The sequence below is a fragment of the Flavobacterium sp. HNIBRBA15423 genome (assembly GCF_052655965.1).
On sequence record NZ_CP199751.1, the window covers coordinates 2,735,548 to 2,758,256 of the forward strand.

Genomic DNA, 22,709 nt, shown 5'->3' on the forward strand with positions numbered 1-22,709 from the left:
AAGTTAAAATTATCTATCCCAACGATGTTTATTAAACTGATTTTTTTTCCAATACCAAATGATAATTAAACCAATTATAGCTCCTCCTAAATGAGCAAAATGAGCAATTCCTGTTCCTCCACTACCAAACAAGGAATTACCTTTTAACCCTAAAAACAAATCAATTGCTAACAATCCTGGAACAAAATACTTTGCTTTTATAGGCACTGGTATAAACATTAATGCTAATTCTGCATCTGGAAAAAGATATGCAAAAGCAACTAATAAACCATAAATAGCACCCGAAGCTCCTACAGCTGAAATTCCCGCAATACTTGCAGCTTTAACTATATAGTTAAAATCTTCCTGATTTGCATTAACTCTATCTAAAATTGAACTTATTTCTCCTTTTACCATTACTCCATTATCATCAAACAAAGAACTATAATCAATATTAAGTAATTTATGAATTTCCGCAGTTGATAAATTTAAATGATCAACAAAATTTAATATATGGTGTATTTCATAATAATTAACAACTGTATGAAGTAATGCAGCACCTATACCACATGAAAAATAAAAAAATAAAAACTTCTTTCCTCCCCAAAGTTGTTCTAAGGCACTTCCAAAGGAAACTAAGGCAAACATATTAAAGAAAATATGACCAATTCCTCCATGCATAAACATACTAGTTATAGGCTGCCAAAGCTGAAATTTATCACTTTCGAAATAATGCAACGCCAATAAATCAAAAGAATTAGGAACCAAATAGCTCCCAACAAAAAATATAATATTAATGATTAGCAAGTGCTTAACCATATCTGTCATTCTCATCATAATGCAAATTTTTTATCTAAATCTTCAACACTTATTGTAATGAAGGTTGGTTTATTAAAAGGTGAAACATTAGGATCTTTGCATGCAAATAGACCATTCACCAAATTTTCTTGTTCTAGTTCTGTTAAATAAGTTCCCGTTTTTACTGCAAGACTTTTTGCCATTGTTTTAGCAATACCATCATTTAAAGAAAACGTACTTTCTGGAATATCATTTTGTAAACCATTAATTAATTCTTCCAGTAAAATGCTAACTTCACTTTCTTGAATAGAAACAGGAATTCCAGTAATATGAATACCATCTTTATGCATTCCATCAAAAATAAAACCCGTATTTTCTAAAGATGGCAATAATTCTTTTATGAAAGACATCTCTTCTATTGAAAAATGCAACTCTAAAGGAAAAAGTAATTGTTGACTTGACGCTTTTTTAACCGTTATATTTGTAAGATATTGTTCGTACAAAATACGTTGATGTGCTTTATTTTGATCCACCACAAGCATTCCAGACTTAATAGAGCTTACAATATATTTCTTATGAATTTGATAAGTTCTTGAAGGTGTTATTTCTGTTTCTTTACTTTCAAAAAATGATCCAGTTACCTCTTCACTTTCAAAAGAAATGCTTTCTACTTCTCTAGTATCTTGACGTAAATCTACATACAAACTTTCCCAAGAGTTAGATGTATCTTTTTTTGTATAATTTCCACTAGAGGCATAAGAATTAGAAGATGATTTTATTGCTTTTTCATCTGCAAATGGATTAAAATTAGCATCTACTTGAATTAAAGGAGCATCAGTACCTTTATTTTTATATTCGTAAGGAGTATCTAAATTAGGATCTCTTTCAAAATCTAAAATAGGAGCGACATTAAATTGACCTAAACTATGCTTTACAGAAGAACGTAAAATAGCATATAAAGCTTGTTCGTCATCAAATTTTATTTCTGTTTTTGTAGGATGAATATTGATATCGATAGTATGCGGTGGTACTTTTAAATATAAGAAATAACTTGGCTGATTGCCTTCTCTAAGTAAACCATCATAAGCACTCATAATAGCATGATGCAAATAACCACTTTTTATGAATCTATCATTTACAAAAAAGAATTGTTCACTTCTACTCTTTTTTGCATACTCTGGTTTACCAATAAAACCACTAATAGTGACAATTTCAGTATCTTCAGACACTGGAACCAATTTCTCATTGGTTTTACCTCCAAGCATATTTACAATACGCTGTCTGTAATTTGAAGAAGGTAAATTAAAATTTTCGCTTCCATTATGAATTAATGTGAAATATATAGAAGGATGTGCCAATGCTACACGTTGAAATTCATCCACTATATGTTTCATTTCAACCGTTTCCGATTTTAAGAAATTACGTCTTGCTGGAATATTAAAAAATAAATTTTTGACTAAGAAAGACGTTCCTTTTGGCAAAACTGCAACTTCTTGAGACACAAATTTGCTACCTTCTATAATAATATGATGGCCTAATTCTTCTTGGTCTTGTTTGGTTTTTAATTCTACATGAGCGATTGCAGCTATAGACGCTAATGCTTCACCACGAAAACCTTTTGTATGCAAATCGAATAAATCTTCTGCATTACGAATTTTTGAAGTAGCATGTCGTTCAAAACACAAACGTGCATCGGTAACACTCATTCCTAGTCCGTTATCAATAACTTGGATTAATGTTTTACCTGCATCTTTTACAATTAGTTTTATATCTGTTGCTTTAGCATCAATAGCATTCTCAAGCAATTCTTTTACAACAGATGCAGGTCGTTGCACAACCTCACCAGCAGCAATTTGATTAGCAACGTGATCGGGTAATAACTGAATTATACTAGACATTTATTGCTTTTTAAAAATAGACAAATCGAAATCTATTATGTACATAAAAAGTAACAATAAAACTAAAACAATGATTAAAATTCTTAAATTAAATTGTCTATTCCCTTTGTGTCTACTATTAGTTCGTGCTTCACTCCAATGTGCTCTAAGGTCGTTATAACTAACCGCATCTCTATCTTTTCTTATCAAAGAATCAAAATCATATAAATTATCGATTTTTTTTCCTTCATAATGACGAGGTGTATAGTTAAACTTTTTATTTTTTGGCAACTTGAATTGACCTCTTCCAAATTTAATCATGCGAAACTATTTTTTTCAAATTTAAGGATTTTTGCGCTTTTTTATCTGAATTTTTTGTTAACAAAAAATCCCGATATAATCGGGATTTTTTAATTCTATAAAAAACAATAATTATTTATTATTCAATGCCACCATTTTTATGGCTGCTATAGCTGCTTCAGTTCCTTTATTACCATGCTTTCCTCCACTTCTATCAATAGATTGTTGCATTGTATTATCTGTCAACAAGCAAAAGATAGTTGGAACATCATATTGAACATTTAAATCTTTTATTCCTTGTGTTACTCCTTCACATACAAATTCGAAATGCATAGTTTCTCCTTTTATCACACAGCCAATAGCAATTACACAATCTACATTTTGAGTTTGAATCATTTTTTTAGAACCAAAAATTAATTCAAAACTACCAGGAACATCCCATCGAATAATATTTTTTGGTAAAGTTCCACAGTCTAATAAAGCTGCCTTAGCACCTTCAAACAAACCATTAGTAATGGTGTCATTCCATTCTGAAACAACAATCCCAAATCGAAAGTCTTTCGCATTTGGGATTGTGTTTTTATCATATTGAGATAAATTTTTATTTTCAGTAGCCATAAGCTTATTCTGTCATCGCGATTAAAGCATCAATATTTACTGCTTCTCTAGAAGTTTCATACTTTTCTTTAATTGTTGTGAACATAGCATGTGCTTCAGCTTTTTTATTATTTAAATAAGCCAGTTGAGCTGCTTTCATTAAAAACTTAGGAGTTGTAAAATCATTTTCATCAACCTCAGCTGCTTTTTTGTATGAATTAATTGCTTCTTCTACTTTATTTAATTCTGAATATGCATCACCTAGTGCTCCTAAAGCAATTGCTTTTGTAGTAACATCTTTTGCATCATAATTTAAAAGATACTTTTCAGCATTTTTAAAATCTTTAATATGTAAATAAGACATACCAGCATAATAATTAGCAATGTTACCTGCTTTTGAACCTGAATATTCATCTGCTAAATTTACTAATCCTAATTTTCCTTCACCTCCTTTAAGTGCTAAATTGAATAATGAGTCAGGGTTTTGTGTATTAGTTAATGCTTCATTAAAATATACCTGTGCTTGGTAAATATCATTTAATGCTTTATCTTGTTTTGGCTCAGCCACAAACTTATTAAACAATAGATATCCAATAGTTGCCAATGCTATAACACCAACTATTCCTAAAATCAATTTTTGGTTTTTAGCCACCCACTCTTCCGTTCTAGATGCTGTTTGATCAAGCGTATTAAATACTTCTTCTGTAGTACTTTCACCTGATTCTAACACTTCATCAAATTCATTTTCGTTATCTAAAACTTCTTTTGGTTTTGGTGTTTTATAACCTCTTTTGTTATATGTTGCCATTTATAATACATTTATTAGAGGTGCAAAAATATAATTTTTATTCAAACACACACAAAAAATATTTTAAAATAATCATTATTTATACAACAAAACTATCACTTTGCCATATTCTCCTTTATATTTTCTTTTAAAAACAGTTCATAAATCCTTTATTTACTATTACTTTTGTTTCCTCTACACCAATTAAAGAAATAACGATAGTGTTTTTAAAACATCTCACCTTATTAAATTATAAGAATATTGCTTCTAAATCTTTAGATTTTGACAGTAAGATAAACTGTTTTGTAGGCAAAAATGGTGTAGGCAAAACGAATATACTTGATGCCATTTACCATTTAGCTTATGGAAAAAGTTATTTCAATCCATTGGCAACACAAAATATAAAACATGATGAAGACTTTTTTTTATTAGATGCTATTATTATTAAAAAAGAGAAGGAAGAAAAAATATCGTGTAGTATAAAAAGAGGTCAGAAAAAAGTAATCAAACGGAACAATAAAATTTACGATAAACTATCAGAACACATTGGCTTTATTCCATTAGTAATTATTTCTCCATCTGACACCGATTTAATTATTGAAGGAAGTGAAACTAGACGTAAATTCATCGATAGTGTTATTTCTACATTAGATCACAAATACTTGAATGAATTAATTCAATACCAAAAACTAATTGCACAAAGGAATGCATTACTTAAATATTTTGCTCTAAATCAGGTTTTTGACTTTGACAACCTTTCTGTTTACGATGAACAATTAGAACCATTAGGAAAAAGCATATTTGAAAAAAGAGAAAATTTTCTCCAACAGTTTACTCCTATTTTTCAAAAATATCATGGTATTATTACCAATGAAAGTGAATCCGTTCAATTGGTTTACCAAAGTCAGCTTTCTAATTCAACAATGAATGAGCTTTTTAAACAAAATCTTTCAAAAGACAGAGCGTTGCAATACACTAGTAGTGGTATTCATAAAGATGATTTATCTTTCGAAATTGAAGGCTATCCTATTAAAAAATTTGGCTCTCAAGGCCAACAAAAATCTTTTTTAATTGCTTTAAAGTTAGCCCAATTTGAATTTATAAAACAACAAAGCGGTGAACTACCTTTATTATTATTCGATGACATTTTTGACAAACTAGATGAAACTAGAGTTGAGAAAATTGTTTCCATGGTTAATGATGCAGTTTTTGGACAAATTTTTATTTCAGACACACATGCTGAACGAACAGAAGACATTATAAAAAACACCCATCAATCGTATACCATTTACAATCTTAATTCATAGTAAATAAATTATTATTTTTACCTTATTAAACTTAATTTAAGTATGATTTTTGAAACTAATTTTTCATTAAAAGAATATAACACTTTTGGTATTGATGCCAAAGCAGAACAATTTGTAGCGATTCACACAAAAGAAGAATTGGCCAACTTGCTAAAAAATCATAAAGACATTTTTATTTTAGGTGGCGGAAGCAATATGCTGCTAACTAAAGACATAAATAAACTAGTTGTACATATTGACATTAAAGGCATAGAAGTAATCGATACTAATGAAGATTTTGTATGGGTAAAAGCGAATGCTGGTGAAAATTGGCATCATTTTGTTTTATATTGTATTGAAAAAAATTATGGTGGCATTGAAAATCTTTCTTTAATTCCAGGAAACGTTGGCACTACTCCTATTCAAAATATAGGTGCTTATGGTGTAGAAATTAAAGATACTTTTTTTAGTTGTGAAGCTATGAAAATTGACACACAAAAACTTGTCACTTTTGATAAAGAGAGCTGTACATTTGGCTATAGAGAAAGTGTTTTTAAAAACGAATTAAAAAACCAATACATTATAACTTCAGTTACTTTTAAGTTAACTAAAAGAAACCATACTTTAAATACTTCTTATGGTGCAATTGAAACCGAATTAGCAACCCAAAACATAGTTTCGCCAACATTAAAAGATGTGAGTAATGCTGTAATTGCTATAAGAGAAAGCAAATTACCTAATCCAAAAGAACTAGGAAATAGTGGTAGCTTTTTTAAAAACCCAATAATACCAATTGAAATTTACAAAAAAGCGATTGCAAATTATCCAGACATGCCTCATTATAAAATTTCAGAAAGCGAGGTAAAAGTTCCTGCTGGTTGGCTTATTGAACAAGCAGGATTTAAAGGAAAACGATTTGGTGATGCTGGTATTCACAAAAACCAAGCTCTGGTTTTAGTCAATTATGGGAATGCTACAGGAGAAGAAATATTAGCCGTTTCTAAAGACATACAAGAAACCATTATAAATAAATTTGGTATTTCTATTGAAGCTGAAGTGAATATTATATAAAGCTGAAATTACAAAAATAACATACAACTCAAAATTGTTTTTTGTATCTTTGCATCAAATATTTTTATTTAAAAAGATGAAATTAATTTTACTTACAATAGGTCTTCTTGCTATTGCAGTTCTAGGAATCGCAATAAAACTTTGGGCAAAAAAAGACGGAAAATTTGCTGGTACTTGTGCAAGCCAAAGTCCTTTCTTAAACCCTGATGGAGAAAACTGTAGTTTTTGCGGTAAAACACCAGACGAAATGAAAGATTGTAAAGAAAGCTCACATTCTTAATTTTAGATTTCTAATATGGTTTTCACAATCTTGCTAATTGCTTTAGTGACCGTAGTTGGTATCCAATTTATTTATTATATATTTATTTTTGGACGATTTTCATTTGCAAAAAAAACAACAATCTCTCCAGTTAAAATTCCTATTTCAGTTATTGTATGTGCTAAAAATGAAGAAGAGAACATTAAGAAATTTTTTCCTATTCTAATTTCACAAAAGTATCCTGAATATGAATTAGTTTTAATAGACGATGCCTCAACTGACGATACATTAGAATTATTTGAAGCTTACGAAAAAAAATATCCCAATGTAAAAGTGGTAAAAGTTGAAAACAACGAAACCTTTTGGGGAAATAAAAAGTATGCTCTAACCTTAGGAATTAAAGCTGCAAAAAATGAACACCTGCTTTTTACAGATGCAGATTGTTTTCCCAACTCTGAGAATTGGATTACCACTATGAGTAGTCACTTTTCTTCAAAAAAAGACATTGTTTTAGGTTATGGTGCTTATGAAAAAATTAAAAACTCGTTTTTAAACAAAATCATTCGTTTTGAAACTCTTTTAACAGCAACACAATATTTTGGATGGGCAAAATCCGGAAAACCATATATGGGTGTTGGACGTAATTTAGCCTACAAAAAAGAGTTGTTTTTTAGTGTTGGTGGGTTTGTAAATCACATGAAAATTCGTTCTGGTGATGATGATTTATTTATTAATGAAGTAAGTAACAAATCTAATACCGCAACTTGTTACACTCCAGAAAGTTTTACTTATTCTGAACCTAAAAAAACTTTTAAAAATTGGTTTAACCAAAAAAGAAGGCATGTCTCTACAGCCAAATTATATTCAGGTTTTGATCGTTTTCAATTGGCTTTATTTTATTTTTCACAATTATTATTCATTATGCTTTCTGTATTACTATTACTCTTTGAATACAGATGGATGCTTGTTTTAGGGCTTATTATTTTTAGATATATTTTTGCATGGATTAGTATTGGATATGCTGCTGGAAAATTAAATGAGAAAGATACTTTGCCTTGGTTTCCTGTTATTGAATTAATACTTATATTCACACAATTAAATGTTTTTTTTACTAATCTTTTTTCAAAACCAGTACATTGGAAATAAACTCTGAAATTATCCAAAAGAACATTGAGCTTGCAAAAACAGGTGATCAAGTTGCTTTTACTTTTCTACTCGACTTTTTTTGGAATGAAGTATATGGTTTTATGTTAAAAAGAACAGAAAATGAAACTGACACTGATGATATTACGATAGAAACATTTGCCAAGGCTTTTGACAAGATAACTACTTATAATCCTGAATTTGGCTTTAACACTTGGTTAATAACCATTGCAAAGAATGTTCATATAGACATGCTTCGTAAGAAGAAATCGTCTCTGTTTATAGATATTTCTGATAGTGATGATGATCATGCTTTTAATGTTGTAGATGAAACTCCTTCCATTGAAGATGAAATTATTACAGAACAAAACCTTTCCCAACTTTTAAATTACATTAAGCGATTGAAGCCTGCTTACCAAGAAGTTATTCAATTGCGTTATTTCCAAGAAATGAGTTATCAAGATATGGCAGAAACATTAGAAGAACCACTTAATAACATTAAGATTAAATTGCTTCGCGCTAAAAAATTGTTAGCCGAAATTATTACTAAAAAAGATAAGAAAAAATCTAAATAACTTTTCTATATTTGGCTATAATCCAATTTAGAAATTAATGACCCAATTTACTACTTCACAAAAGCTAAAACATTTATTCTCGTTACCTGTTATAGTTGCTGCATTAGGTTATTTTGTTGATATTTATGATTTATTATTATTTGGGATTGTTCGTGTTCCTAGTTTAGAATCCTTAGGATTGGATGTTAATAATTCTGGCTCCATGATTTTAAATTACCAAATGGTTGGTTTACTTATCGGAGGAATAATTTGGGGGATTTTTGGTGATAAAAAAGGAAGATTATCTGTTCTTTTTGGTTCTATCTTAGTCTATTCATTAGCTAATATTGCTTGTGGATTTTTACCTTATTTTCCACAAGAACATATTGCTGTAATTTATGCCCTACTTCGTTTTATTGCTGGAATTGGTCTAGCTGGTGAATTAGGAGCAGGAATCACATTGGTATCTGAATCTTTACCAAAAGAATTAAGAGCCATTGGAACTTCTATAGTAGCTGGTTTTGGATTACTAGGAGCTGTTGTTGCTCAATTAACGGTTCAATTAGCTGGTGATTGGACAATTGCTTACTTTATAGGAGGTGGTTTAGGCCTGTTACTCCTTTTTCTACGTGTAGGTGTTGTAGAATCTGGAATTTATAAAGACCTTAAACAATCTAATGAAATTAAAAAAGGCAATATTTTATTACTTATAAATAATTTTGATAGATTTATTAAATATCTAAAATGCATTGCTATTGGTTTACCAACTTGGTTCTGTGTTGGAATCTTGGCTGTTATGGGAAATCAATTTGCAAGTGCTTTTGGTATAGAAAACATCAATCCAGGTAAAGCTATCATGTGGACTTACATTGGTATTTCTGTTGGTGATTTTGCTAGCGGTTTTATTTCACATTGGCTACATTCTCGCAAAAAGGCCATCTTTTATATGATGTTATTTACTATAATTGGAGTATGCTTAATGCTTTTTGGAGGTACAAAAACAGAAAACATGTATTACTTTTATTGTGCTTGGCTTGGCTTAGGAACTGGTTATTGGGCAATGTTTGTTACTGTTGGTGCAGAACAATTTGGCACTAACATAAGAAGCACAGCAGCAACCACTATTCCTAACATGGTAAGAGGTTTACTTCCTGTAATGTTACTTAGTTTTGATTTCTTAAAAATCGATAATGGAGTCATAATGGCTGCAGCAATTGTAGGTTTTGCGGTTTTTGCATTAGGTATTTATGCCACTTTAACTATTCCTGAAACTCATAATACAGATTTAGATTTTATAGAATAAAGTACTTTAAACCATTTTTTTAAGATTAAATGGTAACTACATCCTCATGTATAATAAGTAGTAACTCTCAAAATCCAAAATAAATCATAACATTTTATTAAAGTTCGCTTTTTTTCTAAGTTCTGACCTCTAACTTCTAACTTCTTATTATCTTTGTAGTCCAAAATTGATACGATGAATACAGTTTTAGATAATGTTTTTCCACCAAGAGAACCAAAGCCAAAATGGTTGCGGGTAAAGTTACCTACTGGTAAAAAATATACCGAATTAAGAAGTTTAGTTGATAAATATAAATTAAACACTATTTGTACCTCCGGGAGTTGTCCAAATATGGGTGAATGTTGGGGCGAAGGAACTGCTACCTTTATGATTCTAGGCAATATTTGCACCCGTTCTTGTGGATTTTGTGGTGTAAAAACTGGAAGACCAGAAACAGTTGACTGGGACGAACCAGAAAAAGTAGCTCGTTCTATTAAATTAATGCAAATTAAGCATGCTGTTATTACTAGTGTAGATAGAGATGACATTAAAGATATGGGATCTATTATTTGGGCTGAAACAGTGAAAGCGATTAGAAGAATGAATCCTAATACTACTTTAGAAACTCTTATTCCAGATTTTCAAGGAAATGAAAGAAATATTGATAGAATTATTGAAGTAGCTCCTGAAGTTGTATCTCATAATATGGAAACGGTAAAACGCTTAACACGTGAAGTACGCATCCAAGCTAAATATGAAAGAAGTTTAGAAGTTTTACGTTACTTAAAAGAAAAAGGCATCAAAAGAACTAAATCAGGGATTATGCTTGGTTTAGGTGAAAAAGAAGAAGAAGTAATTCAAACCTTACATGATTTAAGAGATGCAAATGTTGATATTGTTACTATTGGGCAATATCTTCAACCTTCTAAAAAGCATTTACCTGTTAAAGAATATATTAAACCTGAACAATTTGAGAAATACGAAAAAATAGGGAAAGAATTAGGTTTTAGACATGTTGAAAGTGGTGCACTTGTGCGTTCTTCTTATCATGCTGAAAAACATATTCTATAACTTTAGTTTAAGTATTTAAAATGATTTAATTAAAAGCCTTCAAATTTTCAATTTGAAGGCTTTTAATTTTAACACTAATCTTTAATCGAGAATAAGAGATGAATTCTTTGGACTTTTTACCTTATACTTCATATTAAGTTTCTTTTCTGTTTTTGAAGGTAAATTGAGTTTCCATGTTACAATTTTGGTTTCTTCTGCTAGTGTTCCTTCTTTATATTCTTCGTCATCTACTGTAATTTCTTTTGTGGCACTTATTGGCAATTGATCTAAAATTATAATTTCTACTGGATAAGGCTTGTTGTTTTTTACTGAAATTTCAAAAGCTCTACTTTCAGTTTTGTAATTGCTTAAAAACTGTTTGGATTTATATTCTTTCATTTGTTTTCTCGCGATACTGATTCCTTTGTCTTTTCCTAAGGATATTTCTAAAGTATCGGCTGCATTTTGCAAATCTAGTAAAGATTTGCCTAGGTAAGCCCCTTCAAAAAATAAGTTCAATTCGCCATCAAATAAATTTAAGTCTTGCCAATCGGTTATTTTTGCTGTTAAATAAGCACTAGCATCTATTTTTGGTATGCTTAAATATTGGTATTGGGCTGGTAAATTGAAGGTTTTAATTTCTGCCGTATATACTTTTCCATCACTTAAAACCGTGTAAGGCACTTGAATTTCGTAAGAAATTGTGGTAGGTTGATAAGCCACACTGGTTTCCATAGGAATACTGGAATCGTTATCATCCTCTTCTCTATTTCTCTTTGATTTTTTTGATGAATATCCCGCTACAACAACAACTTCTTCCATAGCAACTGGCTCCAAAACCACATTTATTACTTTATTTCTTGCATTGACAATTTTTTGTGAACCCACATAAGAAAAAACTAACTGACTATTTATACTTGGTACTTTAATAGTGTAATTTCCTTCAAAATCTGTTGTAGTTCCAATAGTAGTACCTTTAACGATAACACTAACACCTGGTATAGGTCCATAAGTATCTGAAACTGTTCCTGAAACCGTATTTCCAATTAATTGTCCATACGCTTGAACCGAACTTTGTGATGCTCGTCTTTGATTTAAATTCAAATACCACGGATTGATTGTTGGTGCTAGACCACTTTCTGTTGGGTTTCCACTTGAAATAACCATTTTTACGTCTTTCCAGTCTTCTCCTGAGGATTGAAAAATATTGGCTTTAAATAATAAATCAATTGGATTATTTACATCTTCAACTCTTAAATCATAATTGGAATACCAACCTGCATCAAACACATAATAATTAATTTCAAAAGTAGCATCTGTAATTGCGGTGTTAGCTGAAACGGTAACTATTATATCACTTGTGGCACTTTCATCTGAACTATTTAATGCTTTCAATTGTTTGTCTAATTTTACCAGAGTACTATCTATGGCACTGATTTTTTGAGACACTTCTGTTTTTTTCTTAACCAAATCGATTAATCTCTGTCTGTGAAAATCAACTGCTTCTTTTAAATCGATTGTTTTTAAACCTGAATTGGTTCCTCCAACAACTTGGTTTTTTGCTAAAATATTTTCTTCATTTTGGAGAATGGATAAAACATTGGTTTCAGTCGTTTTCTTTAATTCCCAATTTCTTTTATCAGCTTCTAAGCTACTTATCTCTTCTCTATGTTGTTGTGTGTTCAAAAAGTTATTTTGATGAATTACTGATAAAATAGTAAAACTCCCAATCCCTTTTACTTGTAAACTTTGCTTGTCTATTTTTGGAGAAATACCTTGAAAAACTAATTCTGTCTTTCCTAATTCAAAAGAGGCTTTCGCTTTTCGAGTTACTTGAGCTCCTTCCGAAAAAACAATTACTTTTTCAATTTTAGAAGTTACTTTTTTAGTTTTGTTCTGAGAAAACAAACTTGAGGTTATTAAAAACAAACAAGTTAATTGGAGTAAAAAAATCTTTTGATATTTCATTATCAGTTTCGTATATAAAATTAATTGAGAATCAAATTATGTCTCTTTCGACACTTAACAAATATAATAAATTCCTTACTTTTACACTCTAATTTTTTCTAATGATAAAGACAAGAATTGCAATTAATGGTTTCGGAAGAATTGGTAGAAATGTTTTCCGATTATTACTAAACCACCCTACTATTGAAGTTATTGCTATAAATGATATTGCTGATACTAAAACCATGAGTCATCTAATAAAATATGACAGCATACATGGTGTTTTGCAAGAAAAAGTCAGTCATGATGAAAAAGCAATATTTATTAATAAAAAAGAATATTTATTCTTTCATGAAAAAGAGATTCAAAATTTAAATTGGAAATCTTTAAATATTGATTTTGTAATTGAATCTACTGGAAAATTTAAAACTTGGGAAACGGTTAACCAACATATTCTAGCTGGAGCGAAAAAAGTAATATTATCGGTTCCTCCAGAAGATGAAATTATAAAAACTGTTGTTCTTGGAGTAAATGAAGGTATTTTAGATGGTTCTGAAGTCATCATATCAAACGCAAGTTGCACAACCAACAACGCTGCACCAATGATAAAAGTAATTCAAGAACTTTGCGAAATTGAACAAGCTTACATAACAACAGTCCATTCTTACACAACCGATCAAAGTTTACATGATCAACCCCATAAAGATTTAAGAAGAGCAAGAGGTGCTTCCCAATCAATTGTTCCTACTACAACTGGTGCTGCTAAAGCTTTAACTAAAATTTTCCCAGAATTAGAAGGAAAAATTGGTGGTTGCGGAATTAGAGTTCCTGTTCCTGATGGTTCATTAACAGATATTACTTTAAACGTAAAAAAACAAGTAACCATAGAAGAAATCAACAATGCATTTAAATATGCATCTGAAACACACTTAAAAGGAATTTTAGATTATACTGAGGATCCTATTGTTTCGGTAGATATTATTGGCAACAAACACTCTTGTTTATTTGATGCCCAATTAACGTCTGTAATAGATAACATGGTCAAAATTGTAGGTTGGTATGATAATGAAATTGGTTATTCCTCCAGATTAATCAATCTTATAGAATATATTACTAAAAACAATTTGAATTTGGACTGATTTATTCCTAATGAAAAGTAGCATTCAAAAGAAAAAAAACATATTTTTGTTGATAACTGTTTAACTGAAACTTTAAAATTCAATTTTAATGAAAAGCTACTTAATTGCTTTTTTTTTCATTTGTACTTTTAGTAATTCTCAATCACTTCTAAAAGAGACAACGCAAATAAATGATAGTGTTGATTATTATTTAGAAATTGCATCGTTTAACAAAGAAGATAAACATTCGTTCAACAAAGCCATTATTTATAGCGAAAAAGCTATCCATTATGCAAAAAAGAAAAAAATAGATGAAAAACTACCAAATTGCTATTTAATTCTTGGAAGCATTTATTATGATTTAGAAAAAACAGACACTGCAATTGAAAACTTTATAAGAAGTATCAATCTTTACAAAGGCAAAGAACCAAAAGCAAGTTTAGCACTCGCATATTACAGTTTAGGAAAATGCTATTTAGAGAAAAACAAAGTGGAACTTTCTGAAATATATTTCAAAAAAGCTAGTGAGATATATGAAAAATTAAATTTCACAGATGCTATTCAGCTTATAAACACACAAAAAGGAATTATCCAAAAAAACAAAAAAGATTATGATAATGCCATCTCAATCTTTTCATCGGTAATTAATAATATTACTAATGATGCTTTTATTGGAACAAAAATTGAAGCCTATTACCAAATTGGAGAAATAGAAATCATTAATAAACATTATGAAGAAGCCATTACAAACTTTGAAATTGCTTTAAAATTAAATGAAGAAAATTCAGGAAATATACAACTTCAAAAAAAAATTCTAAAACAACTAAGTCTGACACATAAAAACAATAATGATTTTAATAAATCACAAGCATATTTAGAAAAATATGTTGCTATTGTGGATTCGCTAGGTAATTATTACAATCATTCATTAACAGAAAGTACTTTTGATAAGATTCAATTTGACAAGCAATTAAAAACGATTGAACAACTCGATAAAGACAAAAAAATTCAGCAACGTTCACTTCGTTTTAATAAATTAATAAGTATTCTTAGCATAGCTCTAATTTCAATTTTATCCTTACTTAGTTTATCTCTTTACAAAAACAATAAAATTAGAATTAGTACTAACAAGCTTCTAAAAGAAAAAAATAAAGAACTTACTATTGAAAAAAACAAAGCAGAGAGAGCAAGTAAAGCAAGAGCCGAATTTTTAGCAACCGTTAGTCATGAACTTAGAACACCATTAAATGCAATAAATGGAATTACTTACTTGTTATTGAATGAAAAACCAAAAGCAACCCAATTAAACTATTTAAAATCACTTGAATTTTCGGGAAAATATCTTTTAGCATTTATTAATGATATTTTAGAAATAAATCGATTAGAATCAGATAAAGTATTAGTGGAACAAATTAATTTTAATTTACCAGAACTTATTGAAAATATTAAAACTTCCTTTAACGAATTTATTGAAGAAAACAACATTAATTTTCATCTGTTAATTGATAAAAGTATTGAACCAAACATTATAGGTGACCCAACAAAAATCTCACAAATCATAATTAATTTAGTAAACAATGCTATTAAATTTAGTAAAAATGGAGATGTTTGGCTTTCTATAAAGAAGAAAGACGATTTTGACAATAAAGTTGTCTTATCTTTTGAGGTAAAAGATAATGGTATAGGTATTCCAAAAGAAAAACAAGCTACAATTTTTGAAAGCTTTAGTCAAGGTTCTGTTGAAGTAAATAGAACTTATGGAGGTACAGGACTAGGATTGTCTATTGTAAAAAAAATAGTAGAAATTTTAGGTAGCGAAATTTATTTAGAAAGTGACACAGATAAAGGGACAAGCTTAAAATTTGATTTAACATTCAAAAAAGGTAAAGAAGAAGTGAAAGAAATTGCTGAAAACATTTCAAAAGAAAATTTAGTTTTAGGAAAAAAGAAAAAAATATTATTGGTTGAAGACAATAAAATCAACCAGATGATTACACAAAAAATGTTAGAACAAAAAGGCATTCCTTGTTTTACAATAGATAATGGTGAAGAAGCCATTGAACACCTAAAAAATAATGAATATGATTTAATTTTAATGGATGTTCATTTACCCGGGATAAATGGAACTGAAGCAACATTAGAAATAAGAAAATTTAACCCAACAATTCCTATTATTGCTTTAACGGCTATCTCGCTTAATGAAAACAGAGAAATGTTACTATCTTATGGAATGGATGAAGTTATTATGAAACCATTTGTCCCAGAAGAATTTTATGAAATTTTATACCTTTTTCTATCTAAAACTGAAGAATAAAGTTTTTAATTAATTTTCTAACATGTGGTTCTGCTTTTTTTGCTGCTTCTAGAACTTCCTCATGATTTACTTCTACAATATTTTTTTCATCGCCCATATCAGTAATAATCGAAAGACCTAAGCATTCCATATTCATATGTTTAGCTACAATTACTTCAGGAACTGTTGACATCCCAACGCAATCTGCACCTATATTTTTCACCATTTTATATTCCGCCAATGTTTCAAAAGTAGGACCTTGTAAAGCCAAATAAATCCCTTCTTGTACTTCTATTTGCAAGTTTTTGGCAATTTCTTTTACTCTAGTAATCATAATTTTTGAATATGGATTACTCATGTTTACAAATCGTGGACCAAATCGTTCATCATTATAACCACGTAAAGGATGTTCTGGCATCATATTCACATGGTCATTAATAATCATTATATCACCAACTTTAAAAGACGAATTTACACCACCAGAAGCATTTGAAACAATTAATTTTTCAATTCCTAATTGCTTCATTACACGAATGGGAAACGTAACTTGTTTCATATCATACCCTTCATAGTAATGAAAACGACCTTGCATTGCCATTATTTTTTTATTCCCTATAGTACCAAACAATAAAGCCCCTTTATGACCTTGAACAGTAGAAACTGGAAAATTGGGAATATCACTATATAAAATAGAATATTCTATATTAATATCATCTGCAAAATCTCCTAATCCAGAACCTAAAATCACTCCATATTCGGGTTGAAAATTAGTTTTCTCATTTATAAAACTAACTGTTTCCGCTACTTTTTCCCACATAATCTAAAATTTTAGTATTAAAATTAGTTTCATTTTGTATCAATTTACTTTGTATTGGCAAATAATACAACTGCTCATTTGGTATTTTTCCCTTTAACCGTACATAGTCTTTTTCCGTTGTAACAATTTTTCTGTCATTGGCTACAGCCAAAATCTTTTTAATATCATCCTCATTAAAATCATGATGATCTGGAAAGACTAATTTTTCGTCATTTTGGTTACCTAAAAAATCAAAAAACAAATCGGGTTTTGCAATTCCAGCCACTAATACTTTTTCTTCTTTAAAAGTCTTAATCTCAATTTTATTTGTTTCTGAATACAAATAAGTATCATAAACAATAGTACTAAAATATACAGGAACAGTAACCATCAATTGTTGTTTGATTTTCACCTGTGCAATTTCGGATAAATCATTTGGACATTTTGTGACAATTATCAGGTTTGCCCTCTTTTTTCCCATTTCTGGTTCTCTTAAATTACCAAAAGGCAAAATATAATCATCACTAAACAAATCATTATAAGTAGTTAGTAAAATATAAAACCCCGCTTTTACTTTTCTATGCTGAAAAGCATCATCTAACAATATAACATCTGGCTTATGCTTTAATAATTCTGCAATTCCATTTCTTCTATTAGCATCTACAGCTACTAAAACTTTTGGAAATTTATAATAAAACTGAAATGGTTCATCTCCTAGATCTGTAGGAGATGTGTTTTCGCTAGCTAAAACATAACCTTTTGACACTCTTTTATAACCTCTACTCAAAGTCGCCACTTTATAGTCTTTCAGCAAACGAATTAAATATTCAATTTGAGGAGTTTTACCTGTTCCGCCTACACTTAAATTACCTACTGCAATTATTGGGATAGTAAAAGACTGGCTTTTAAATAGTCCAAAATCGTATAAAAAATTTCGTATATATGTTATTATCCAATAGAGCAAGGCTAAAGGGAATAATATTTTTCTCAAAAAAATCATAGTACGAAAGTAGCAATTTTTTATCTTTGAAGTAAATATCTACACATGAAACTTTTTGAAATAATTCCAATTCTTGAAGAACTAGCTCCATTAGCCTATGCAGAAGATTTTGATAATGTAGGATTATTGGTCGGTGACCAAAAAGAAACCATCCATGGAATTTTAGTTTGTCATGATGCTTTAGAAAATGTCATAGAAGAAGCTATTTTAAAGAAATGTAATCTTGTAGTTTGCTTCCATCCTATTCTTTTTAGTGGATTAAAAAAAATTACAGGTAAGAATTATGTAGAAAGAGCCATAATTAAAGCTATAAAAAATGATATTGCCATTTATGCTATTCACACAGCTTTAGACAACCATCAGCAAGGTGTAAATAAAATATTTTGTGATGCTCTTGGACTGAAAAACACCAAAATTCTTATTCCAAAAGAAAATTATATCAAAAAACTAATTACTTATACGGTTCCTGAAAATGCAACCACTTTACGAAATGCTTTATTTGAAGCTGGAGCAGGAAAAATAGGTAATTATGAAGATTGTAGTTTTAACAGTCAAGGAATTGGCACTTATTTAGGTAACGAAAATAGTAATCCAGAAATAGGTACACGTTTCGAATTTGTTGAAAATACAGAAATAAAAATAGAAGTTACTTTTGAAAAGCATTTAGAATTAAAAATTTTAAAAGCCTTATTTAAAAATCATATTTATGAAGAAGTAGCTTACGAAATTTATGCATTAACAAATAAGCATCAAAACATAGGACTTGGAATGATTGGAGAATTTGAAAATGCAACAAATGAAACCGATTTTCTTTCATTAGTAAAAGAAAAAATGCAATGTGGTGGCATAAGACATAGCATATTTACAAATAAAAAGATAAAAAAAGTAGCCGTTTTAGGAGGTTCTGGAAGTTTTGCAATTAAAGCTGCTTTGCAAGCTGGTGCAGATGCATTTTTAACTTCTGATTTGAAATATCATCAATTTTACGAAGCAGAAGGAAAGCTACTTTTAGCAGATATTGGTCACTTCGAGAGTGAAAGATACACAAAAAATTATATTGTTGATTATCTTAAAGAAAAAATCACTAATTTTGCAGTCGTTTTATCAGAAGAAAATACAAATCCTGTTCAATACTTTTAATATGGCAAACAAAAAAGAACTTAGCGTAGAAGATAAATTAAGAGCACTTTATGCTTTACAGCTAGTTGACTCAAAGATTGATGAAATACGTAATGTTAGAGGAGAACTTCCTCTAGAAGTTGAAGATTTAGAAGACGAAGTTGCCGGTCTAACTACTCGTTTAGATAAATTAAAATCAGATTTAGAAACAATCGATGTGCAAATTAAAGAAAAGAAAAATGCCATTGATGAGCATAAAGCTAATATCAAAAAATACTTAGAACAACAAAAAAACGTTCGTAACAACAGAGAATTTAATTCTTTAACAAAAGAAATTGAATTTCAAGAATTAGAAATTCAATTGACTGAAAAGCACATTAAAGAAATGAAAGCTTCTATCGAACACAAAAAAGAAGTTCTAGGGCAATCAAAAGAAAGATTAGAAGCAAAACAACAGCATCTAAAACACAAAAAAGCAGAATTAAGCGATATTATGTCTGAAACTGAAAAAGAAGAAAACTTCTTAGTAGCTAAATCAGAAGAATATCAAACTCAAATAGAAGAGCGTTTATTAAATGCTTACAATAGAATTAGAACTAGCGTTCGTAACGGATTAGCAGTAGTTTCTATTGAAAGAGGTGCTTCTGCTGGATCATTCTTTACAATTCCACCACAAACTCAAATGGAAATTGCTGGTCGTAAAAAAATTATCACAGATGAACACAGTGGAAGAATCTTAGTAGATAATGTTTTAGCTGAAGAAGTTAAAGAAGAAATGGAAAAATTATTCTCAAAAATATAATTTCCTTCAATTTATATAAAAAAACCCGAAACTACTTTCGGGTTTTTTTTTGAAGTATACTTCTGAATTAAATAATAATTTAGCTTCAAATACATTTATTCTTTTTTTACCACAGATTATTGATATTAACAAAGGTTTTATTTGTTCATGTTTTTATATTCACTCAATTAATTGTTTAAAAATATTGCCTATCTTTTTTCAAACTTTAATAACTAATTACTAGTAACTATTCACTAATTACTAAAAAACCTATCTTTGCACTATGGAAGAAGAAAAATTAGTTCGCATTAATAAATTTTTATCTGAATCAGGATTTTGTTCTCGAAGAGAAGCCGATCGATTGATTGAGCAAGGCAGAGTAACTATTAATGGTGTAATTCCAGAAATGGGGACGAAAATAGGTCCAAATGATGAAGTAAGAGTCAATGGAACACTAATTCAAGAAAAAAAAGAAGATAAAATTTATTTAGCCTTCAATAAACCATCTGGAATTGAATGCACAACTAATCTTGATGTAAAAGACAATATTATAGATTACATCAATTATCCAGAACGCATCTTCCCTATTGGCCGACTTGACAAAGCCAGTGAAGGTTTAATTTTTCTTACCAATGATGGAGACATCGTTAACAAAATACTTCGAGCTAGAAACAATCACGAAAAAGAATATATTGTAACAGTAAACAAACCTATTACAGATCGATTTATCCAACGCATGAGCGATGGAATACCTATTCTTGATACTATTACTAGAAAATGTAAAGTTGAACAAGTAAGCAAATATGTTTTTAGAATTGTATTAACACAAGGATTAAACAGACAAATCCGTAGAATGTGTGAATACCTAGACTATGAAGTAACAGCTTTAAAACGCACTCGAATCATCAACATTTCACTAGATGTTTCTGTGGGTAACTATCGCTTATTGACTGAAAAAGAAATTATAGATTTAAACCAATTAATTGCTCCATCAAGTAAAACTGAGGAAGCAAGTTTACCAAGTAATAAAAGCAAATTTACTGGTAAAAGGAATTATGGTGACAGAAATCGATAAATAGGTTTTTTATAAAATTCAAAGTAATCGTTCAAAAATTAAACACAATCCAGAAATTCATAGTATACTCTACCTTAAAACCCAAATACAATGAATTATTCTAAAGTTTGAATACTTAGAAAAGTATGCTCCTTTTAAACCTAAAATATAAAATTATAAATAGTTATTTTTTATTATAACAAACCAATAAAAAGATGTCAAATCAATTTTCCAAGTTAGGAATTTCATTACCAATACTAAAAAGCTTAGCCGATTTAGAAATCACAACGCCAACAGAGATTCAAGAAAAAACAATCCCTATTTTATTAAACAAAACAGATGATTTTATTGGTATAGCTAAAACAGGTACTGGAAAAACAGCTGCTTTTGGATTGCCTTTATTACAATTAATAAAATCGGATAACCAAAATGTTCAAGTGGTAATTTTAGTCCCAACAAGAGAATTAGGACATCAAATATTTAATAACATGGAAACATTTGCTAAATATTTACCCGAAATTTCCATTGCTGCAACTTGTGGAGGAATTCCTATTAAACCTCAAATTGAACGCTTATCAAAATCTGCACATATTGTTATTGCTACACCTGGTCGTTTAATTGATTTAATTAAGCGAAATGCTATAACTATTAAGGAAGCAAAATATTTAATATTGGATGAAGCTGATGAAATGGTAACTGCTTTAAAAGATGGTTTAGATGAAATTATAACAGCACTACCAAAAAGCAGAAGAACATTATTATTTTCTGCAACAATGCCTGGTACAATTAAACAATTAATTCAAAACTACATGTCTAAGCACATTACACAAGTAAATGCAGACATGAAAACTGTAGGAAATACTAGTATTGATCATCAATATCTAGTAGTAGATCCTATCGAAAAATTAGATGTTTTAATGCATTTTCTAACTTCAAGAGAAGGAGAACTCGGAATTATTTTTTGCAAAACAAAAGCAGCTGTTAATAAATTAGCCAAGAATTTAGCAATTAACCGTTTTTCTTCGGGTGCATTGCATGGAAGTCTGTCACAACCAATTCGTGATCGTATTATGGAGCAGTTTCGTGAAGGTCATATTAATATTTTAGTTGCTACTGATTTAGCCGCAAGAGGAATAGATGTAAAAGAGATTTCATATGTAGTTAATTACCATTTACCAGATGTGTATGAAGTGTATGTACATAGAAGCGGAAGAACAGCTAGAGCTGGAGCAAATGGTTTATCGTTGACAATTTTACAAAAAGAAGAAACCGATGAATTAATTGATTTTCAAAAAGAATTAGGCATTAATTTTACAGAATTTAAAAAGCCAGACAACCAAAGTATTGAAGATAACAATGCTTTTTTGTGGGCAAAACAAATTTTCAAAACAAAACCAAATAACGAAGTTTCTCCTGCTTTAAAAGATAAAATCAAAACGGTTTTTCATCATTTAACTAAAGACGAATTGATTGAGAAGATGTTAGCTAATTATTTATTACAAAATAAAAATGAGAATATCGTGAAAGCCAAAATACCTGTAAAGAAGAAAAAATAAATTAGTATATTAAATAGATAGTTTCAATCAAATTCAAAATTTAATTGAGACTAGACTATTAT

At 29.5% G+C, this 22,709-nt stretch carries 21 protein-coding genes; 13 read left to right on the top strand and 8 right to left on the bottom strand.

The window, feature by feature from the left end; genetic code table 11:
* Positions 1–9: 9 nt before the first annotated feature.
* From ACULEV_RS12400 to ACULEV_RS12420, 5 genes are all read right to left on the bottom strand, one after another.
* On the bottom strand, positions 10–813 hold the full coding sequence (locus ACULEV_RS12400) for a rhomboid family intramembrane serine protease (RefSeq protein ID WP_445458545.1): 804 nt from the start codon (positions 811–813) through the stop codon (positions 10–12).
* Positions 813–2,675, bottom strand: coding sequence for a DNA mismatch repair endonuclease MutL (gene mutL / locus ACULEV_RS12405; protein WP_445455370.1), 1,863 nt, complete (start codon positions 2,673–2,675; stop codon positions 813–815). Before mutL ends, ACULEV_RS12400 begins: the two co-directional genes overlap by 1 nt.
* Entirely contained in the window at positions 2,676–2,975 is a 300-nt protein-coding gene (locus ACULEV_RS12410) for a hypothetical protein (RefSeq protein ID WP_445455371.1), read from the bottom strand.
* A 111-nt stretch (positions 2,976–3,086) separates the two neighbouring features.
* Positions 3,087–3,572 carry a 6,7-dimethyl-8-ribityllumazine synthase gene (gene ribH, locus ACULEV_RS12415; protein ID WP_445455372.1) on the bottom strand — a complete coding sequence of 162 codons (486 nt, stop codon included), beginning with the start codon at positions 3,570–3,572 and terminating at the stop codon, positions 3,087–3,089.
* A 4-nt stretch (positions 3,573–3,576) separates the two neighbouring features.
* Complete coding sequence (locus ACULEV_RS12420) at positions 3,577–4,359, bottom strand: tetratricopeptide repeat protein (protein WP_445455373.1); 783 nt, start codon at positions 4,357–4,359, stop codon at positions 3,577–3,579.
* A 200-nt stretch (positions 4,360–4,559) separates the two neighbouring features.
* Between ACULEV_RS12420 and recF the strand changes: the two genes are divergently transcribed.
* The 7 genes from recF (at position 4,560) to lipA (ending at position 11,004) form a co-directional block, all read left to right on the top strand.
* The gene (recF, locus tag ACULEV_RS12425; RefSeq protein ID WP_445455374.1) at positions 4,560–5,645 is read left to right on the top strand and encodes a DNA replication/repair protein RecF; all 1,086 of its coding nucleotides are present in this window, start codon (positions 4,560–4,562) and stop codon (positions 5,643–5,645) included.
* Between the two features lie 42 nt (positions 5,646–5,687).
* Positions 5,688–6,695 (top strand): UDP-N-acetylmuramate dehydrogenase, encoded by a 1,008-nt coding sequence (gene murB / locus ACULEV_RS12430; RefSeq protein ID WP_445455375.1) that lies wholly within the window; start codon positions 5,688–5,690, stop codon positions 6,693–6,695.
* Between the two features lie 76 nt (positions 6,696–6,771).
* Positions 6,772–6,975 carry a membrane or secreted protein gene (locus tag ACULEV_RS12435; RefSeq protein WP_445455376.1) on the top strand — a complete coding sequence of 68 codons (204 nt, stop codon included), beginning with the start codon at positions 6,772–6,774 and terminating at the stop codon, positions 6,973–6,975.
* A 15-nt stretch (positions 6,976–6,990) separates the two neighbouring features.
* Positions 6,991–8,100: a glycosyltransferase gene (locus tag ACULEV_RS12440; protein ID WP_445455377.1), complete on the top strand. Its 1,110-nt coding sequence runs from the start codon at positions 6,991–6,993 to the stop codon at positions 8,098–8,100.
* Positions 8,091–8,672 carry an RNA polymerase sigma factor gene (locus ACULEV_RS12445; protein WP_445455378.1) on the top strand — a complete coding sequence of 194 codons (582 nt, stop codon included), beginning with the start codon at positions 8,091–8,093 and terminating at the stop codon, positions 8,670–8,672. Before ACULEV_RS12440 ends, ACULEV_RS12445 begins: the two co-directional genes overlap by 10 nt.
* Positions 8,673–8,709: 37 nt before the next feature.
* Positions 8,710–9,954 carry an MFS transporter gene (locus ACULEV_RS12450; protein ID WP_445455379.1) on the top strand — a complete coding sequence of 415 codons (1,245 nt, stop codon included), beginning with the start codon at positions 8,710–8,712 and terminating at the stop codon, positions 9,952–9,954.
* Between the two features lie 174 nt (positions 9,955–10,128).
* A complete protein-coding gene (gene lipA / locus ACULEV_RS12455; RefSeq protein WP_445455380.1) occupies positions 10,129–11,004 on the top strand; it encodes a lipoyl synthase in 876 nt (291 codons plus the stop codon).
* An 81-nt stretch (positions 11,005–11,085) separates the two neighbouring features.
* On the opposite strand, the gene ACULEV_RS12460 is transcribed toward lipA, so the two are convergent.
* Positions 11,086–12,951, bottom strand: a complete 1,866-nt coding sequence (locus ACULEV_RS12460; protein WP_445455381.1) for a mucoidy inhibitor MuiA family protein — start codon at positions 12,949–12,951, stop codon at positions 11,086–11,088.
* A 104-nt stretch (positions 12,952–13,055) separates the two neighbouring features.
* Between ACULEV_RS12460 and gap the strand changes: the two genes are divergently transcribed.
* Both gap and ACULEV_RS12470 read left to right on the top strand, forming a co-directional pair.
* Entirely contained in the window at positions 13,056–14,069 is a 1,014-nt protein-coding gene (gene gap, locus ACULEV_RS12465) for a type I glyceraldehyde-3-phosphate dehydrogenase (protein ID WP_445458546.1), read from the top strand.
* 88 nt (positions 14,070–14,157) lie between these two features.
* On the top strand, positions 14,158–16,362 hold the full coding sequence (locus ACULEV_RS12470) for an ATP-binding protein (protein ID WP_445455382.1): 2,205 nt from the start codon (positions 14,158–14,160) through the stop codon (positions 16,360–16,362).
* Here ACULEV_RS12470 and ACULEV_RS12475 read toward each other — a convergent pair.
* The gene (locus ACULEV_RS12475) at positions 16,346–17,158 is read right to left on the bottom strand and encodes a purine-nucleoside phosphorylase (RefSeq protein WP_445455383.1); all 813 of its coding nucleotides are present in this window, start codon (positions 17,156–17,158) and stop codon (positions 16,346–16,348) included. The two genes, ACULEV_RS12470 and ACULEV_RS12475, sit on opposite strands and share 17 nt — an antisense overlap.
* Entirely contained in the window at positions 17,130–18,137 is a 1,008-nt protein-coding gene (gene lpxK / locus ACULEV_RS12480; RefSeq protein WP_445455384.1) for a tetraacyldisaccharide 4'-kinase, read from the bottom strand. Before lpxK ends, ACULEV_RS12475 begins: the two co-directional genes overlap by 29 nt.
* A 45-nt stretch (positions 18,138–18,182) precedes the next feature.
* On the opposite strand from lpxK, the gene ACULEV_RS12485 reads away from it, so the two are divergent.
* The 4 genes from ACULEV_RS12485 to ACULEV_RS12500 all read left to right on the top strand — a co-directional run bounded on the left by ACULEV_RS12485 (position 18,183) and on the right by ACULEV_RS12500 (position 22,647).
* The gene (locus ACULEV_RS12485) at positions 18,183–19,277 is read left to right on the top strand and encodes a Nif3-like dinuclear metal center hexameric protein (protein ID WP_445455385.1); all 1,095 of its coding nucleotides are present in this window, start codon (positions 18,183–18,185) and stop codon (positions 19,275–19,277) included.
* A gap of 1 nt (position 19,278) precedes the next feature.
* Complete coding sequence (locus ACULEV_RS12490) at positions 19,279–20,058, top strand: zinc ribbon domain-containing protein (protein WP_445455386.1); 780 nt, start codon at positions 19,279–19,281, stop codon at positions 20,056–20,058.
* A 262-nt stretch (positions 20,059–20,320) separates the two neighbouring features.
* Positions 20,321–21,112: a 23S rRNA pseudouridine(2604) synthase RluF gene (gene rluF / locus ACULEV_RS12495; protein ID WP_445455387.1), complete on the top strand. Its 792-nt coding sequence runs from the start codon at positions 20,321–20,323 to the stop codon at positions 21,110–21,112.
* Between the two features lie 194 nt (positions 21,113–21,306).
* A complete protein-coding gene (locus ACULEV_RS12500; RefSeq protein WP_445455388.1) occupies positions 21,307–22,647 on the top strand; it encodes a DEAD/DEAH box helicase in 1,341 nt (446 codons plus the stop codon).
* Positions 22,648–22,709 lie beyond the last annotated feature (62 nt).